The sequence below is a fragment of the Collinsella sp. AF05-9 genome (assembly GCF_003465595.1).
Taxonomy (GTDB): Bacteria; Actinomycetota; Coriobacteriia; order Coriobacteriales; family Coriobacteriaceae; genus Collinsella.
In genome coordinates this window covers 1-16,266 of the sequence record NZ_QSBB01000020.1, presented here as the reverse complement: position 1 = coordinate 16,266, position 16,266 = coordinate 1, and the positions used below count along the sequence as shown (strand labels likewise).

The 16,266-nt window shown below is 64.9% G+C and carries 16 protein-coding genes; 3 read left to right on the top strand and 13 right to left on the bottom strand.

Going from position 1 to position 16,266, the window contains the following annotated elements; genetic code table 11:
- Nucleotides 1-42: 42 nt before the first annotated feature.
- From mazG to larC, 3 genes are all read right to left on the bottom strand, one after another.
- Entirely contained in the window at nucleotides 43-903 is an 861-nt protein-coding gene (mazG, locus tag DWV43_RS06840; protein ID WP_117646213.1) for a nucleoside triphosphate pyrophosphohydrolase, read from the bottom strand.
- Nucleotides 904-905: 2 nt separating this feature from the next.
- Entirely contained in the window at nucleotides 906-1,454 is a 549-nt protein-coding gene (gene yfcE / locus DWV43_RS06835) for a phosphodiesterase (protein ID WP_117817563.1), read from the bottom strand.
- A 73-nt stretch (nucleotides 1,455-1,527) separates the two neighbouring features.
- Nucleotides 1,528-2,013 (bottom strand): nickel insertion protein, encoded by a 486-nt coding sequence (larC, locus tag DWV43_RS06830; protein WP_117817565.1) that lies wholly within the window; start codon nucleotides 2,011-2,013, stop codon nucleotides 1,528-1,530.
- Between the two features lie 384 nt (nucleotides 2,014-2,397).
- Between larC and DWV43_RS06825 the strand changes: the two genes are divergently transcribed.
- The 3 genes from DWV43_RS06825 to DWV43_RS06815 all read left to right on the top strand — a co-directional run bounded on the left by DWV43_RS06825 (nucleotide 2,398) and on the right by DWV43_RS06815 (nucleotide 7,527).
- Nucleotides 2,398-5,964: an ATP-binding cassette domain-containing protein gene (locus DWV43_RS06825; RefSeq protein ID WP_117817567.1), complete on the top strand. Its 3,567-nt coding sequence runs from the start codon at nucleotides 2,398-2,400 to the stop codon at nucleotides 5,962-5,964.
- Nucleotides 5,964-6,383: a nitrous oxide-stimulated promoter family protein gene (locus DWV43_RS06820; protein ID WP_117817569.1), complete on the top strand. Its 420-nt coding sequence runs from the start codon at nucleotides 5,964-5,966 to the stop codon at nucleotides 6,381-6,383. Before DWV43_RS06825 ends, DWV43_RS06820 begins: the two co-directional genes overlap by 1 nt.
- Nucleotides 6,384-6,615: 232 nt before the next feature.
- The gene (locus DWV43_RS06815) at nucleotides 6,616-7,527 is read left to right on the top strand and encodes a PHP domain-containing protein (protein WP_117817571.1); all 912 of its coding nucleotides are present in this window, start codon (nucleotides 6,616-6,618) and stop codon (nucleotides 7,525-7,527) included.
- Nucleotides 7,528-7,554: 27 nt separating this feature from the next.
- On the opposite strand, the gene hisE is transcribed toward DWV43_RS06815, so the two are convergent.
- The 10 genes from hisE to hisG form a co-directional block, all read right to left on the bottom strand.
- A complete protein-coding gene (gene hisE, locus DWV43_RS06810; RefSeq protein WP_117583614.1) occupies nucleotides 7,555-7,872 on the bottom strand; it encodes a phosphoribosyl-ATP diphosphatase in 318 nt (105 codons plus the stop codon).
- 15 nt (nucleotides 7,873-7,887) lie between these two features.
- Entirely contained in the window at nucleotides 7,888-8,115 is a 228-nt protein-coding gene (locus DWV43_RS06805) for a hypothetical protein (RefSeq protein WP_117817573.1), read from the bottom strand.
- Nucleotides 8,115-8,453, bottom strand: coding sequence for a phosphoribosyl-AMP cyclohydrolase (hisI, locus tag DWV43_RS06800; RefSeq protein ID WP_117817575.1), 339 nt, complete (start codon nucleotides 8,451-8,453; stop codon nucleotides 8,115-8,117). The genes DWV43_RS06805 and hisI overlap by 1 nt, the downstream gene beginning before the upstream one ends.
- 143 nt (nucleotides 8,454-8,596) lie before the next feature.
- Entirely contained in the window at nucleotides 8,597-9,379 is a 783-nt protein-coding gene (hisF, locus tag DWV43_RS06795) for an imidazole glycerol phosphate synthase subunit HisF (RefSeq protein ID WP_117817577.1), read from the bottom strand.
- 3 nt (nucleotides 9,380-9,382) lie between these two features.
- On the bottom strand, nucleotides 9,383-10,126 hold the full coding sequence (locus tag DWV43_RS06790; protein WP_117817579.1) for a HisA/HisF-related TIM barrel protein: 744 nt from the start codon (nucleotides 10,124-10,126) through the stop codon (nucleotides 9,383-9,385).
- Nucleotides 10,123-10,824: an imidazole glycerol phosphate synthase subunit HisH gene (gene hisH, locus DWV43_RS06785; RefSeq protein WP_117817581.1), complete on the bottom strand. Its 702-nt coding sequence runs from the start codon at nucleotides 10,822-10,824 to the stop codon at nucleotides 10,123-10,125. The genes DWV43_RS06790 and hisH overlap by 4 nt, the downstream gene beginning before the upstream one ends.
- Nucleotides 10,825-10,904: 80 nt before the next feature.
- Nucleotides 10,905-11,492, bottom strand: a complete 588-nt coding sequence (gene hisB, locus DWV43_RS06780; protein ID WP_117817583.1) for an imidazoleglycerol-phosphate dehydratase HisB — start codon at nucleotides 11,490-11,492, stop codon at nucleotides 10,905-10,907.
- Nucleotides 11,493-12,608, bottom strand: a complete 1,116-nt coding sequence (gene hisC / locus DWV43_RS06775; RefSeq protein WP_199569396.1) for a histidinol-phosphate transaminase — start codon at nucleotides 12,606-12,608, stop codon at nucleotides 11,493-11,495. It lies immediately after the preceding gene.
- Between the two features lies 1 nt (nucleotide 12,609).
- Nucleotides 12,610-14,046 (bottom strand): histidinol dehydrogenase, encoded by a 1,437-nt coding sequence (gene hisD, locus DWV43_RS06770; RefSeq protein WP_117817587.1) that lies wholly within the window; start codon nucleotides 14,044-14,046, stop codon nucleotides 12,610-12,612.
- A 105-nt stretch (nucleotides 14,047-14,151) separates the two neighbouring features.
- Entirely contained in the window at nucleotides 14,152-15,867 is a 1,716-nt protein-coding gene (hisG, locus tag DWV43_RS06765) for an ATP phosphoribosyltransferase (protein WP_117817589.1), read from the bottom strand.
- Nucleotides 15,868-16,266: the final 399 nt, after the last annotated feature.

The following is a 16,266-nucleotide window of genomic DNA, read 5'->3' as shown; positions in this document are numbered from 1 at the left end:
ATAGGGGCGATGGGACAAGTCCGTCCCGTCGCCCCCGCAGTCTTACTCCTCTGCCTTTGCGGCATCCCAGAGGTCATTGAGGCCGTGGGTCGAAAGCTCGGCCAGATCCACGTGGGCGTCGGCCGCCATCTGCTCCATCGCGGCCCAGCGGCGGCGGAACTTTGCCGTACTGGCACGCAGGGCGCTCTCGGCGTCAATTCCCTCCTTGCGCGCAACGTTGACCAGGGCAAAGAGCAGGTCGCCAAACTCCATCTCGCGCTCGGGAGAACCGGGAGCCTCGGCCTCAAACTCGGCACGCTCCTCGGCAACCTCGTCCCACACGTCCTGGACCGTCTCCCACTCAAAGCCCACGGCAGCCGCCTTGCGCGACACCTTCTGAGCCTGCATCAGCGCCGGCAGGTGCGTGGGCACACCGTCGAGCAGACCCTCGGGTGCGGCCCCGACTGCCGCCACGGCCTGGTCTTTGGCGGCCTTCTCGGCAAGCTTGACCTCGTCCCAAATCTTGAGCACCTCGTCGGAGTTGTCGGCATCCGCATCGCCAAACACGTGCGGGTGACGACGGATGAGCTTGGCGTCGATATCGCGCGCCACATCGGCCAGCGAAAACTCGCCGGCATCCGCCGCAATCTGCGCATGCAGTACGACCTGCATGAGCACGTCGCCCAACTCCTCGCGCAGGTGTGCCGCGTCGTCGGCCTCGATGCAGTCGAGCGCCTCGTAGGCTTCCTCGATCATGTTCTTGCCAATGCTGCGGTGCGTCTGCTCGCGGTCCCACGGGCAGCCGTCGGGCTGACGCAGGCGCCAGATGGTCTGCACCAGATGCTGCAGCTCGGCCGACGCGTCTACCAGCGTGGACAGGTCGCGCGAGCCCTCGGCATTTTGCTGAGCCAGCTGCTCTGCCATGGTTATTCCTCCTCCAGGATCACGTGACGGAACGCGCCGTCCTCGTAGATACCATAGCTGTGCGTACCGTCCTTGGGAATGCTCACGCTGCCGGGGTTGAAGAGCCACAGGCCCGGGTGCGCCTCGCTTGCCTCGTTAACCTTGATGTGCGTGTGGCCGTAGACGAGCGCGGAGCCCTCGGGCAGCGCGGGCGCGTGATCAACGCTGTTATGCATGCCAGCGCCAAAGACGTGGCCATGCGTCAGGAACAGCTCGCGGCCGGTCTCGTCGAACAGCGTGGCGTAGTCGGCCATGACGGGGAAGTCGAGGACCATCTGGTCGACCTCGGCGTCGCAGTTGCCGCGCACCGCGATGATGCGGTCGGCCAGGGCGTTGAGCAGCGGAATCACACGCTTGGGGGCATAGTCGCGCGGCAGGTCGTTGCGCGGGCCGTGGTAGAGCAGGTCGCCTAGCAGCACGATGCGGTCAGGCTGCTCGGATTCGATGGCGGTGCAGAGGCGCTCGGCCCAGTATGCCGAGCCGTGGATGTCGGAGGCGATGAGGTATTTCATGGGGAGTCCTTTCAGAGTGGGGTTGATGAGGGCTGAATACGAGGTCTGGCGGATATGGAGCCCATCTACCGTGTTACTCGAATCGCAGCGCCACGCTCTGAGCCGTTTGCATCACGCGTTGGAGCGGCACGCCATGTTCGCGGGCAAGACGGGCGCAATCCTCGTACTCGGGAGCCGCGCGCTCGCTGCCGTCGGGCAGGGTCGCCACCTTAACGGATACCTCGCCCCAAGGCGTTGTCACCTGCTCGAATCGGCGCGGCAGGCAAACGCGTTCCATCACCTGGCGACGAACGGCGTTGGTCGTGGTCTCCAAAAAGATAATCGTCTGTAGGCACTCGATATCCTCGTGCGAGCAGATCACCTGCAGCTGCCAGCCGGGGCGACCTTTTTTGCAGTAGAGAGACAACCAGTGCACCTCGCGCGCACCTGCCTCGCGCAGGCGGTCCGCGGCATAAGCGAGTACCTCGGGCGACGCATCGTCGATGTCGCACTCCAGCTTGACGATAGTTTCGGGTGCATCGGTCTCGCGAGACAGCGGGGATGTACTATCGCATTGCATACGGTCCGGATCCTTTCCGCGCGGGCTCGTTTTATTCACCCAAACGCTAGCACATCGGACGTGGCGCAAGCGTGACTTTCGTCCGTCGCCGCCCTCGCCCCTATCCAAATATGTACATCAGCCTCCAAACATGTCATTTTTTGTCGGTTTTGGAGGCTGACGTACACGTTTTGGAGCGGGGCCGCACACGATCAGAATTGCGCCCGCACTCCGTAGGCCATAAAGTTCGCGGCACTCAACAACTTTGAACTTTGTACGCAGTTCATCGGCCAAAAAATTACCCTCGGCATACTTACAGGCTGCACGATGCTACTCTAGTTGCATTTGGCTAACTAATCGGCTGCCGAGGACCCCGCCCGACACCGTTACGGCATCGGAGGTTTCATGTTCGAGAAGCGGCTCTTCTCCCTGGTTCCGCAGGCAACGCCCTACATTGTGGCGAGCGTCCTGTTTAAATGGATCGCGCTCATGGCAAACATCACGGTGATGTGGGTGCTTGCGCGCATCTTGGGCGGCATCGTCACGGACGGTCTTTCCGCCGCGCTCGCCGTCGATGCCCTCGCACAGGCGGCCTTGCCGCTCGCCGGCGCCATCATCGTGCGCGCCGCCGCCATCTATCTGGCGCAGCGTTCCGGTGACAAGGCCGCCTTCAAAGCCGTCCGCCGCGTGCGTTCGCTCGTCTACGACAAGCTCACTGCGCTCGGCCCGTCCTATACCGAAACCGTCCCCACCGCCGAGGCCGTGCAAACCAGCGTGGAGGGCGCCACGCAACTCCAGGTATACTTTGGCGGCTATCTGCCGCAGCTCTTTTTTGCCGGCCTGGCACCCATCACGCTGTTCGTGCTGCTCGTAGGCCAAGCGGGACTTCCCGCCGCGCTGCTGCTCGTATGCGTCCCGGTCATCCCCATCTCCATCATGATGGTCATGCGCAACGCAAAAAAGATCGGTTCCGAGTATTGGGGCAGCTACGTCGATCTGGGCGGCATGTTCCTGGAGGCCGTTCAGGGTCTTACCACCCTTAAGGTGTATCAGGCCGACCGCGACTGGCACAAGCGCATCAACGCCGAGTCCGAGCGTTTCCGCACAGCGACCATGCGCCTGCTGGTGATGCAGCTGCGCTCCATTTGCGTTATGGACCTGGTCGTCTATATGGGCGCCGCGCTCGGCATTATCGTAGCCACGCTGCAGCTCGCCACGGGCAAGATTGGCTTTGAGGCTGCCTTCCTCATCGTCTTTCTGTCGCAGGAGTTCTTTTTGCCTATGCGCCGCCTGGGATCGCTGTTCCACACGGCCATGAACGGCATGGCCGCCTCGCGCCGCATGTTTGGCATTTTGGATACGCCCGAGCCCGAGCGCGGCGATGTTGAGCTTGACGGTCGCGGCGATATCGAGCTCGCGGGCGTGAGCTATGCATACGGCGACCGCACAGTGCTGGACAGCGCCAGCGCGACCATTGCGCACGGCTCGCTCGTGGCACTCGTGGGCGAAAGCGGCGGCGGCAAGTCCACGCTCGCGGGGATTATCGCGGGCCGCAAGGGTGCCTACCGTGGCAGCGTTCGCATCGGCGGCGTCGAGCTGTGCGATGCCACGGCCGCCTCACTCATGCGCGCCGTCACGCTGGTGCCCACCAACGGCTACCTGTTTACCGGCACCCTGCGCGACAACCTGCTGCTCGCCCAGCCCAACGCCACCGACGCCGAGCTTTTGCGCGCGCTCGGCCGCACGCGCGTGGCGGCCTTTGTGCAGGCCGACGGCGGGCTCGACATGGTGATTAACGAGGGCGGCACCAACCTTTCGGGCGGCCAGCGCCAGCGCGTGTGCATGGCCCGCGCCCTGCTGCACGACTCGCCCATCTATGTGTTTGACGAGGCGACGAGCAATGTGGACGCCGCAAGCGAAGCCGCAATCGGCGAGGTCATTGCATCACTCGCCGGCGAGCACACCGTAATCGTGGTGGCGCATCGCCTGTCGACAATCGTGGACGCCGACCAGATTCTGGTGCTGGAGCGTGGCCGTATTGCCGAACGCGGGACTCACGGCGAGCTTTTGGCCACCGCGGGCGTCTATGCGCGCATGTGGAACAGCCAGGAGCAGCTCTCGGCATATGCTTATGCGGAGGATGATGCCGAGGATGCCGGCGCGGTTGAGGCTGTTGGCGGCAGTACTGCCTGTACCGATGGCCTCAACGGTGCCGGCTCGTCTTCCGCTACCGCGGCGCCTGACTCCGGCCGCGCCCGTCACTCGGCGCCGTCCATCATGTGGCGCATGATGGGGCTCGTCCGACCGCTTGCCGGCTGGCTTGTGCTAGCCGTCGCGCTGGGCAGCATTGGCATGCTCACCGCCGCGTTCGTGCCGGCCTTTGGCGCCCTCGGCCTTATGGCCGCGCTGGGCCGCAACGCCTTGGGGCTTGGTCTGATCGCAGCATGCGCGGCCTGTGCCGCCTGCGGCATCGCACGCGGGCCGCTCCACTACGGCGAGCAGCTCTGCAACCATTACATCGCATTCCGTCTGCTCGCGCACATTCGCGACCTGGTGTTTGGCGCCCTGCGCCAGCTCGCCCCCGCCAAGCTCGAGGGCCGCGGCAAGGGCGAGCTCGTGAGCCTGGTCACCTCGGATATCGAGCTGCTCGAGGTCTTCTACGCGCACACCATCTCGCCCATCGCCATCGCCCTGGTCTGCACCATCGTGTTCGAGGCCTTTTTGTTTTCTGTAAGTCCCCAGCTCGCGGGCATTGCGCTGGCGAGCTATCTGTGCCTGGGCGTGCTGCTGCCCCTGACCTCGGCCAAGGCATGCGGCACCACCGGCCGCCAGAGCCGCGAGGGCGCCGGTAAGCTGGGCGCCTTTGTACTCGACAGTCTGCGCGGCGCGGGCGAGACCATCCAGTTTGCCGGTGGCACCGATCGCAGCCGTGCCCTGGGCAAGCTGACCGAGCAAGTCGGCGCCGTGGACGCGCGCCTCAAGCGCCGCCAGGCGGTCAGCGAGGCCGTAGCCGATGCGCTTATTCTTGTGGCTAATCTGGTGATGCTCGGGCGTGCGCTGCAGCTGGTGGCTGCGGGAACGATTGACTTTGCCGCAGCGTTTGTCGCCGTCTTTACCTTTGTGTCGTCGTTTGGCTCGGTGATGGCCGTGAGCCGCCTGGGCGCCTCACTGCAGGAGACGCTCGCCTCGGGCGCACGCGTGCTCGATTTGCTCGACGAGCGGCCCCAGTGCGCCGAGGTCGCCGACGGACAGGACGTTGAGTTTGCCGGCGCCGCAGCCGAGCATGTGAGCTTTAGTTATGCGGGCGGCGTGGACGCGGGCGGTGCGGGCGCCACGGAGCAGATCGCGAACGACACCGCTGCGAGTCTCATCCTCGACGACGTGACCTGCACCTTTGCGCCCGGTACCATGACCTGCATCATGGGGCGCTCGGGCTCGGGCAAGTCGACGCTGCTTAAGCTGCTCATGCGTTTTTGGGACCCCGCAGCTGGCACCATCACGGTAAGCGGCGTCGATGCCCGCCACATCAACACGGCGAGCCTACGCAGCCACGAGGCCTATATGACCCAGGACACACATCTGTTCTGCGGCACCGTACGCGAGAATCTGCTGGTTGCGCACGCCAGCGCCACCGATGCCGAGCTGCTCGACGCTTGCCGCTCCGCTTCGCTTACCGCCCTCATCGACCGCCTGCCGCAGGGTCTCGACACGCCCGTTGCCGAGCTGGGCGACTCGCTTTCGGGCGGCGAGCGCCAGCGCATCGGCCTTGCGCGCATCTTCCTCAACGACGCGCCTTTCATCTTGCTCGACGAGCCCACCAGCGCACTTGACGCTCTCAACGAGGCAGCCGTAATGCAGGCCGTTGACGAGCTCAAGCGCCGCGGCAAGACCATTGTGCTCGTAAGCCACCGTGCCAGCACCTGCGCGTTTGCCGATTTCTCGCTTTCGGTCGAGCACGGGAGGCTGAGCTAATGGCGCGCCCGGTCGACACACCGGAGCTGGCACGCAAACGTGAGCGCGAGGCCCAAATGGTGTCGCAGATGATCGCGCTGTGGTGCCGCGGGCATCATGGAGGCGGGCATGCGGTCGAACAGGCTGGCGACGATGAGTCCGTGCGCGTGAAGCTCGGCCTTCGGACCATTACGCTCTGCCCCGAATGCGCCGAGCTGCAGAAATACGCCATCGCGCGCATTGAGCACTGCCCGCACATGGGCACCAAGACATTTTGCTCGGCCTGTCCTTCGCATTGTTACCGGCCTGCCATGCGCGAGAAGATCCGCGAGGTCATGCGCTGGTCGGGACCGCGTATGATCCGCTATCGCCCCATCACCGCCGTGAGGCACGCGATTATAACCGTGCAGTCCAAACGAGCGGCGACACGAAGCAAGTAGTCGCCGGCGCCGGCACGCGCTGCCCCGCCCCTCGCCCTCGTCTCAAACGTGTACGTCAGCCTCCAAACATGTCATTTTTTGCAGCTTTTGGAGGCTGACGTACACATTTTAGAGCGAGGCCGCACCGCGCGCCGCGCAGCCTTTCCAATCGATTTCGACCCCCGGCGTGCCCGGCGCGCCAGGGGTCGCGCCATTACAATGGAGCGGATTCACCAAATGCAAAGGAGTCGCCATGCCCGCCTGCCCGCTGGTCGATTGCCATACTCATACCTCGTTCTCGGACGGGCACGCCTCGTTCGAGGACAACGTCCGTGCCGCTGCTGCCGCCGGCTGCCGCGTCATGGTCTCGACCGACCACCTTACCCTGCCCGCCAGTATGGATGCTAACTGCGAGGTGCAGGTCGTCGAGGGCGACTTGCCGGCACATCGTTTGTCCTTTGAGGACGCCCGCAAACTCGCCGCGCAGATTGCGCCGGAGCTCACCTTTATCTACGGTTTTGAATGCGATTGGTACGAGGGCTGCGAGCCCTTGGTAGAGCACTGGTCCCAGGGCGCCGTCGTACGTCTGGGCAGCGTGCACTGGATTGGCAACCCGGGCGATATTGCGGCAGGCGCCGCGGGCACGGCAGGGACAGAGGACATCGCGCGCCCCGATACACCCGATTCCCTTTGCGGTTGGATCGACGACGATACCAACCTGCATGTTTGGGAAAACTTAGGCGTGCGCGGCGTGTGGGAGTGCTACGTCGATGACTGGTGCCGTGCTTGCGAAAGCTCACTCAACTTTGACGCGATGGCCCATCCCGACCTGGTCATGCGCTTTTCGAAGGACGGCTTTGCACCCGACTTTGACCCCGCGCCGTTTTGGGGGCAGATGGCCGAGTGCGCGCACGATACGGGTCGCCGTGTCGAGGTCTCGACCGCCGCACCGCGCAAGGGGCTCGACGATTACTACCCCGCGACCGGGCTGTTGCGCCGCTTCGCCCATGCCGAGGTGCCCATCACCTTTGGCTCGGACGCGCACCGCGCCTGCGACATCTGCTGGAACATCCGCGAGGCCCAGGCCCACGCCTACGACTGCGGCTACCGGGCCTTCGATATCCCCCACCCCACCGGCGAATGGGAATCCACGCCCCTCGCCTAACTAGTCGTTTAAGAACGTCCCCAATGACTAGTGGCGGCGGGCGTTGAGTTCGCCGGCCAGTTCGTCGAGGGTGATGCCGTAGCGCTCGAGCGTCACGAGCAGGTGGTAGATCAGGTCGCCGGCCTCGTAGCGGATGTGATCGTGATCGTTATCCTTGCAGGCCATGATCACCTCGCTCGCCTCCTCGGCAAGCTTCTTGAGCAGCTCGTCCTCGACATCGGTCAGCAGGCGAGCGGTATAGCTCTCCTGTGGCGACGCATCGCGACGACCGTGAATCACCTCGGCCAGCCCCGTCAGCGTCTCGCCGATATTTCCCGGCTGCACGTTAGCTGTTCTGACTCCCATGGTTATTTCCTCTCGTTACTGCAGCGTAAAGTAGGTACCGGTCTCATCGAACCGAGGCTTTGCGTCCTTTTTCTCAAAGAACTCGACGATGACGGCATGGGCCTCATTGAGCCTTTCCTTCTCGGCCTCGAGCCAAAGCGACTGCGCCCCGCAGGCATCAGTCAGGTGCACGCGGCATGGCACGCCCGCGCGGAGGAGCTCGGTGTTGCAGTCGGCGACCTCGAACGGCGTCACGACTTTCATCACACTCCCCCTTCCACGCGCTTAAAGAAGCAGGTACGGTTGCCGGTATGGCAGGCCGGGCCCGGCGAGTCTACCTTGACCAGCAGCGTATCGCTATCGCAGTCGGCCCAGAGCTCCTTGACCTCTTGCATGTTGCCACTCGTCGCGCCCTTGTTCCAGAGCTCCTGACGGCTGCGACTCCAAAACCACGTGGTCCCGGTCTTGAGCGTCAGCCCCACCGATTCCTCGTTCATCCAAGCAACCATAAGCACCTCACCGGTGTCATGCTGCTGAACCACGCAAGGAATCAGCCCGCGGGCGTCGTACGTAAGTTTTGAAGGATCGGTTATCTCTTCCATTTCTCTCCCCAAATTCAAACTTCGCAGGTCGGCGAGGGTTGTCCAGGTGCCCGAGATTCCGAGCGACAAGCCCGACGACGCGTACTTAAAGTACGCGAGGAGGGTTGGAGCCGGAAGGTCGGGCGCCTGAGCAAGCCGCAGCGCTAGAAGTCCAACCTGACAGGGATGCCTTGAGAGGCCATATATTCTTTGACTTCGCGAATGCTGAAAGTTCCAAAGTGAAAGACGCTGGCCGCCAGTACGGCGTCGGCTTCGCCCTCGATCACGCCCTCGGCAAAATGCTCGAGCGTGCCCACGCCACCGCTCGCGATGACGGGAATCGGCACCGCACGCGCCACGGCGCGGGTGAGCGCCAGGTCAAAGCCGGCCTTGGTGCCGTCGCGGTCCATGCTGGTCAGCAAGATCTCGCCGGCGCCGCGGCGAGCCGCCTCCTCGGCCCACGCCACCGCGTCGATACCCGTGGCATTGCGGCCTCCCGCGGTAAAGACCTCCCACTTGTCGGCATCCGGCTGCCCAGGCAGGCCGACGCGCTTGGCATCGATCGCCACGACCACGGCCTGGCTGCCAAACGCCGCGGCAGCTTGGCTGATCAGCGATGGGTCGCGCACAGCGGCAGAGTTGAGCGATACCTTGTCGGCACCGGCCGCCACCATCGTTCGCATGCCCGCAAGGTCGCGAAAGCCACCGCCCACGGCGTAGGGAATGGCGAGCTCCTCGGCCGCATGCGCCGCCATCTCGATGGTCGTCGCACGGTTGTCGCTCGTGGCAGTGATGTCCAGGAACACGACCTCGTCCGCACCTTCGCGATCGTAGGCACGGGCAAGCTCCACCGGATCGCCCGCATCGCGCAGGCTCACAAAGTTGACGCCCTTGACCACGCGGCCGTCCTTAACGTCCAGGCAGGGAATGACGCGTTTGGTAAGCATGGGCTACTCCTCCCCTCGCGCGGCGGCCAACGCCTGTACCAGCGTAAAGTTGCCCTCGTAGAGCGCGCGACCGGTGATGGCGCCCTCAATAGCGCCCTCGCCCACTGCGGCGAGCGCACGGATATCGTCGAGCGTCGAGATGCCGCCCGACGCCACAACGGGAAAGCCCGCGACCTCGGCCACGTGGCGATATGCTGCCACGTCGATGCCCGTCTGCATACCGTCGCGCGCGATATCGGTATACACCAGATGTTTAAAGCCCAGCTCCGTGAGCTGCGCCACGGCATCGTCGAGCGCCACGCCCGCACCGTCGCGCCAACCGTTCACCTTGACCTGGCCGTCACGGGCGGCAATATCTGCCACCAGCAGCTCGCCAAAGCCTTGGGCCGCCACCTCGGCAAAACCCGGCTCAGTCACCAGCACGGTGCCCAGTGCGATGCGACGCGCGCCGTAGCCGGCCAGCTCGTCGATGCGCGCGAGCGAGCGAACGCCGCCGCCCACGTCCACCGACAGACCGTCGACGCCGCAGATGGCCTCGATCGCCGCCGAGTTGGCAGCGCACGCGTCCTCGTCCTCGCCAAAGGCAGCGGACAGGTCGACGACGTGCACCCAGCTCGCACCCTGCTCGGCAAAGGAGCGAGCAACGGCCACGGGGTCGTCGGAATATACCTTGCAGCGGCTCCGGTCGCCGCGCTCCAGGCGCACGACCTTGCCGCCGATCAAATCGATTGCAGGAAACAGGATCATCGGCCGGCCTCCTCGACGATGTTGACGAAGTTCTTAAGGACGCGCTGACCAAGCGCGGAGGATTTCTCGGGATGGAACTGGCAGCCCCACACGTTGCCGCGACGCACGATGCACGGGAAGCTCCGCGTGTAGTGTGTGCGCGCCAAAACATCAGCGGCATCGGCGTCGTCGGTCACCGCGTAGCTGTGGGTGAAGTACATGTTGGCGCCCTCGGCAAAACCGGCGAGCAGCGGGTCGGCAGCACCGGCGGGCGTCATGTGCACCTGGTCCCAGCCCACGTGCGGCACCTTCAGACGACTCGATTCCAAGCGCGTACACGAACCGCGCATGATGCCCAGGCCATCGACCCAGGGGCCGCCAGCCTGCTCGGGGGTGCCGCCATCCGCGGCCACGCCCTCGTCCGCAGGCACGCCCTCGTTGCCGCGCTCAAAAAAGAGCTGAAGACCCAGGCAGATGCCGAGCAGCGGAGTTCCGGCGACAACGGCACCGAGCACCGCGTCCGCCTCGCCGCTCTGGCGCATAAAGGCGATCGCGTCATAGAACGCGCCCACGCCCGGGATGACCAGGCCGTCGGCATCGCGGATCTGCTCCGGATCATCCGATGTACAGGCGGCGGCACCGGCGCGCGCAAGCCCGCGCACGACGCTCGACAAGTTGCCCTTGTGGTAGTCGACCACCACGATCTTCGGTTCGCCCACGCGACCCCTCCTCCTCGTCTTGTCCAAAAACCACCACAAAGGGGACAGGCACCTTCGTAGTGGTTTTACCTTTGTAGCGGTTACAGCGAGCCCTTGGTGCTGGGGATGCCCTGCACGCGGGGATCGAGCTCGCAGGCGTGGCGCATCGTGCGGCCCACGGCCTTAAAGGCGGCCTCGATAATGTGATGCGAGTTACCGCCCGCCAGTTCGCGCACATGCAGCGTGAGCTTGGCGTCGCGCGCGAAGGCGTAGAAGAACTCGACGGCCAGCTCGGTATCAAAGGTGCCCACGCGCTCGGTCGGCACGGGTAGATCGCAATAGGCCTGCCCGCGACCCGAGATATCAACGGCGGCCATCACGAGCGTCTCGTCCATGGCAATCGCCGCATCGGCAAAGCGCGTAATGCCCGCCTTGTCACCCAGTGCCTGGCAAAACGCCTCGCCCAGCACAATGCCCGTGTCCTCGACGGTGTGGTGCGCGTCGACCTCCACGTCGCCCACCGCATGTACCGTCAGATCGAACAGACCATGACGGCCAAAAGCGTTGAGCATGTGGTCGAAAAACGGCACGCCGGTCGAGATATCGCACACGCCGGATCCGTCCAGATCGAGCCTAACGACAATGTCGGTCTCGCCCGTCTTGCGGGTCACCTCGACATAACGGCCCATCTACATCTCCTCCTTCACCAGCGCGGCAAACGCTGCCAGCACCTCGTCGTTTTCCTGCGGGGTACCCACGGTAATGCGCAGACAGTCCGCAAGCCCCGGCGCGTAGCTAAAGTCACGCACCAAAATCGAATACCCATCGCGCAGACGCTCGCGCACGCGCGTGGCGTGCGGCGTGCGCACAAGCACAAAGTTCGCTGCGCTCGGCCACGCCTCCACGGGCATGCCCTCGGCAGTCATTGCACGCAGGGCGCACAACTCGCGTTCGCGCTCGGATGCAACTTGCGCCACCACAGGCGCATACGCATCGCGGGCACGCACGCAGGCAAGCGCCGCGGCCTGGCTCAGCACGTTGACTGAATAGATCTGGCGAATCGCCGCGAACACGTCGATGACCTCGAGGGCCGCGATCACGTAGCCCAGACGCGTGCCGGCGGCGCCAAACGCCTTGGACAGCGTATGCAAAATCACCAGGTTAGGATGCTCGGCGATAAGCCCTTGCGCCGTGGTGGCCGCGCCAAACGAATCGTCGGCAAACTCCACGTAGGCCTCGTCGACCATCACCATGCCGGGGCAGGCATCGCACAGGGCCGCGATAAAGTCGAGCGGCGCCACGTCGCCCGTAGGATTGTTGGGCGAGGTCACAATCGCCAGGTTGCACTCGGGCGCTGCCGCAAGCACGGCAGCCTGGTCGAGCTCAAAGGTCACCGGATCGCGCCACACGTCGCTCACCTCGGTCTGGCAGAGCGACGCAAAGAACGCATACTCGCTAAAGCATGGCGGGCAGTTAAGCAGGGTCCGCCCCGCGCCGCCAAACGCCAGCAGGTAGTTATAGAGCAGCTCGTCGCCGCCGTTGCCCACGCAGACATTCTCGCGCGCCACACCATGCCAAGCGGCCAGCTCGTCGCGCAGATCGTTGGACATGGGATCGGGATAACGGTTGAGCGGCGTGGCAGCCAGGGCGGCGTCGACCGCCTCGCGCACGCCAGCCGGCATGGGATAGGTGTTCTCGTTGGCCGAAAGGTTGATGCGCGTGGGCGTAAAGTTGGGATCGTAGGGCTCAATGCCGGCCAAGTGGGGCTGGACGAGCTCCTTCATACGGGGCGTGAGCTCGGCCATATCAGGCCTCCTTGCCAGTCGCGCCGGCGCCATCCGCGCCCGCAGCCGCCAGGTCCACGCCCTCGGCAACCGTCGCCACGGCGTCGCCCGGCCAGGCAACCTTGGTCAGGTCGGCCGCGGCGATCGACTCGGCGCTCACGGCATCCTCGCCCTGCTCCAACACGCGGCGGCGCAGTGCGGCGGAAAGCGCGTGTGCCCACAGACCCTCGGCCTCGGCTAGACGCTGCGTGGCAGGAGCATCGGAGAGCAGGCCCTCGGGTGTATAGCAAATGACACTCGAGCGCTTAACGAACTCCTCCACCGAAAGCGGGTTGGAGAACACGGCCGTGCCGCCGGTCGGCAGCGTGTGGTTGGGGCCGGCAACGTAATCGCCGAGCGGCTCGGAGCTCCAAGCGCCCACAAAGATGGCGCCGGCGTTGCGAATGCCGCCAAGCAGGCCCATTGCATCCTTGCAGTGCAGCTCCAGGTGCTCGGGCGCCACGGTGTTCACGGCCTCGACGGCGGCAGCCATATCGGCGGCCACCACGATGGTGCCCTCGTTGTCGAGCGAGGCGCGCGTAATCTCGGCACGCGGCGACTGCGCCACCAGAATGTCGATACCTGCCTCAACCTCACGCGCAAACTGCTCGTCGCAGGTCACCAGATAGCAGGCGGCAAGCGGATCGTGCTCGGCCTGGGCCATCAGGTCGGCCGCGACCACCATGGGCTTGGCCGTGGCATCGGCCAGCACGCAGACCTCGGAGGGGCCGGCGACCATGTCGATGCCCACGTCGCCCGAGACAATCTGCTTGGCCGCGGCGACAAAGGCGTTGCCCGGGCCGGTGATCTTGTCGACGCGCGGAATGGTCTCGGTACCGTACGCCAGCGCGGCCACGGCCTGGGCGCCGCCCACCATATAGATCTCGTCCACGCCGCCAAGCTTGGCCGCGGCGAGCGTGTAGGGGCTGATCAGGCCGTCCTTTTGTGGCGGCGTCACCATGACCACGCGCTTGACGCCGGCCACCTTGGCAGGGATAGCGTTCATGAGCACGGTGGAGGGATACTGCGCGCGACCGCCCGGCACGTAGATGCCGGCCGCGGCAAGCGGGGTCACCTTAACGCCGAGCATCGTGCCGTCCGGGCGCGTGGTAAACCAGCTCTGCTCGACCTCGCGCTGGTGAAACTCACGGATCTGGCGCGCAGCCTTCTCGAGCGCGGCGACAAAGGCCGGGTCGAGGCCTTCGAGCGCAGCATCGATCTGCTCTTGCGGCAGACGAAAGCTTTGCAGCTCGACACCGTCAAAACGCTGGCAGTAATCGCGCACCGCAGCATCGCCGTTGGCACGCACGTTGGCCACGATATCGCGGGCGGCGTCGACGATGTTTTGCGGCAGCACGCCCTTGCGGTTGAGCTGATTGGTAACGAGGCGCTCACCGGGAGCAAGCTTGATGGTCTTCATATCGGTATCCCCTATCGATCGAGGTTGCGTTTGGAAAACGAGAAGCCGGGCGGCGTCGCCAATCGACCCGCGGCCCGGACGTTAGGGCGCCCGTGCGCGCTCGCGCTATTGTGCCGAGCCCGCGACGGGCTCAAAATGCTTGTCCTTCACGGCAGCCGCCAGGCGATCGGCCAGGTTGCGAACGCGCGGATCCAGGCGCGCGGCACCCGGGTTGACGAAGAAGCGGGCCGTGCAGTCCATAATGCGGCCGGTGATGACCAGGTCGTTGTCGCGCAGCGTGGCGCCCGTGGCGGTGATATCCACGATGCGATCGGTCATACCGACAATGGGACCCAGCTCGATGTTGCCGTGCAGCGAAACAATGTCGGCGTTCACGCCGCGCTCGGCATACCAGGCACTCGCGATGCGCGGGTACTTGGTTGCCACGCGAAGCGAACCGCGGCGAGCATAGTTGCGCTCGGCCTGGCCGGCGCGCCACGCGGGCTCCGCCTCGATAAAGGTGCACAGGCCATAGCCCAGGTCGACCAGCTGCAGCAGGTTGAGGTCTGCCTCGATGAGCGAGTCCCAGCCGCAGATGCCACAATCGGCACCACCGCAGCCCACAAAGGCAGGCGCATCGCTGGGACGCACGATGACAAACTCGATATCGCCGACTGCGCCCTCGCCGGCACGCGTGTCGCGGCCGCGAACGATCAGGTGACGGCCGGGGTCACGCAGCTCGGAGACGTCCAGGCCCGCAGCCTCAAGCACGTCGAGGGTATCGGCCTTGAGCGAGCCCTTGGGCACGGCGATACGCAGCGGACCCTCGGCGCCACGGCCCACGGCGTGGTCGCCATCGGAAGCGGCGTCCTCAGCCGAAGTGTGCGCGGCCTCCAGACGCTCGAGCGAAAAGGCAAATCCCGCCGCCGGTACCTCGATGCCATCGCCGAACGCGCCGGTAAAGATGGAGTCGTAGCGACCGCCCGAACCCACCGGATCGGGCAGGCCACCGGCATAGGCCTTAAAGACCAGGCCCGTGTAGTAATAAAAAGAGTTCATGATGGAGAAGTCGAAGGACAGCACCTGGGCGTCCTCGGGAGCCAGGCCCTCGACCAGGGCACGCAGCTCGCGCGTCAGCGGCGCGACGATACCGGCAGCTTCCAGCAGCGCATCCACACGGTCGAGTATCTCGGCACCGCCGTGCAAGCGCGGCAGCTCGCTAATGGCGGCCTTGACGGCCTCGGGCTCGGCGCTTGCCGCCACGCGGGCATCGAGGCCCACAAAGTCATTGGCGTGCACGCAGCGCAGGGCCTCGGCAGCCAGCTCGCGATCCTCGCACGCCGCGAGCAGCTCCTTAAAAGGACGCACGCTACCTGCGATAATGCGCGCATCGGGCAACGCCAGCTTGCGCACGGCCTCGGCTACCAGCGAGACAATCTCGACATCGCCCGCGGCGTCGCCCGCACCGATGAGCTCAAAGCCCAGCTGCGTAAACTGACGCGAGCCGCCGGCATTGCGCTGGCACTCGCGAACCACCGGCGCCTCGTAGCGCAGGCGCAGGGGCAGGTCGGCCGCGCGCATGCGGGTCGAAACCAAGCGCACGATCGGCAACGTGTTGTCGGGACGGACCACCAGCAAACGCCCATCATCGTCAAAGAGCTTAAACGGCGTGTCCGCAATGCGGCCACCTTCCTCGAGCGAACCCTTGTCCTCGAGCAGCGGCGTCTCAACCGGCAGGTAATGATGCTCCCTAAAGCAGCCCTTCACCGTACATGCGATCTCCTCGCGTGCCTGAGCCTCCTCGGGCAATATGTCCCGGAATCCCCACGGTGTGGCCGTCATCTGGTGAGCCTCCTCATGCTGTGCTTCGCATAGAACAGAAGACCGGCATAGCTCCGCCGGTCTTCTGGGTACTTTAGCATACTAGAGTGCTTGCGGGGAAATTCGTCTCCCTCGGCTCACAGCGTATTCATTTAGAAACATAGGGGCGGGCCCTCAGCTCAATCTGGCGATTCCCCCAGCCCAGCAGGAAAGCGCGTCCCACTCCGAGCCGCAAGCCCGGGATGAACTTTCCGCCGAAGACACCCTGCGCCGACAGCAACGCAAAAAGGGCGCCCGCGCAAATGCGGACGCCCTTGTGTAGGGTCGAGATATCAACCAGCCAAGATATCGGACCTGCGACCAGCTCTTAGTAGTCGAACTGGTGGTAGTAGCGGCGGTACTTGAGGTTGTGCTTGGTGA

Excerpts from the sequence above, each read along its gene's own strand:
- larC (WP_117817565.1), bottom strand. The coding sequence starts at position 2,013 with ATGCAATGCGATAGTACATCCCCGCTGTCTCGCGAGACCGATGCACCC.
- hisF (WP_117817577.1), bottom strand. The coding sequence starts at position 9,379 with ATGCTTACCAAACGCGTCATTCCCTGCCTGGACGTTAAGGACGGCCGC.
- hisE (WP_117583614.1), bottom strand. The coding sequence starts at position 7,872 with ATGGGAGTCAGAACAGCTAACGTGCAGCCGGGAAATATCGGCGAGACG.
- hisG (WP_117817589.1), bottom strand. The coding sequence starts at position 15,867 with ATGACGGCCACACCGTGGGGATTCCGGGACATATTGCCCGAGGAGGCT.
- hisI (WP_117817575.1), bottom strand. The coding sequence starts at position 8,453 with ATGGAAGAGATAACCGATCCTTCAAAACTTACGTACGACGCCCGCGGG.
- DWV43_RS06820 (WP_117817569.1), top strand. The coding sequence starts at position 5,964 with ATGGCGCGCCCGGTCGACACACCGGAGCTGGCACGCAAACGTGAGCGC.
- DWV43_RS06815 (WP_117817571.1), top strand. The coding sequence starts at position 6,616 with ATGCCCGCCTGCCCGCTGGTCGATTGCCATACTCATACCTCGTTCTCG.
- hisC (WP_199569396.1), bottom strand. The coding sequence starts at position 12,608 with ATGGCCGAGCTCACGCCCCGTATGAAGGAGCTCGTCCAGCCCCACTTG.
- DWV43_RS06825 (WP_117817567.1), top strand. The coding sequence starts at position 2,398 with ATGTTCGAGAAGCGGCTCTTCTCCCTGGTTCCGCAGGCAACGCCCTAC.
- mazG (WP_117646213.1), bottom strand. The coding sequence starts at position 903 with ATGGCAGAGCAGCTGGCTCAGCAAAATGCCGAGGGCTCGCGCGACCTG.
- yfcE (WP_117817563.1), bottom strand. The coding sequence starts at position 1,454 with ATGAAATACCTCATCGCCTCCGACATCCACGGCTCGGCATACTGGGCC.
- DWV43_RS06805 (WP_117817573.1), bottom strand. The coding sequence starts at position 8,115 with ATGAAAGTCGTGACGCCGTTCGAGGTCGCCGACTGCAACACCGAGCTC.
- DWV43_RS06790 (WP_117817579.1), bottom strand. The coding sequence starts at position 10,126 with ATGATCCTGTTTCCTGCAATCGATTTGATCGGCGGCAAGGTCGTGCGC.
- hisD (WP_117817587.1), bottom strand. The coding sequence starts at position 14,046 with ATGAAGACCATCAAGCTTGCTCCCGGTGAGCGCCTCGTTACCAATCAG.
- hisB (WP_117817583.1), bottom strand. The coding sequence starts at position 11,492 with ATGGGCCGTTATGTCGAGGTGACCCGCAAGACGGGCGAGACCGACATT.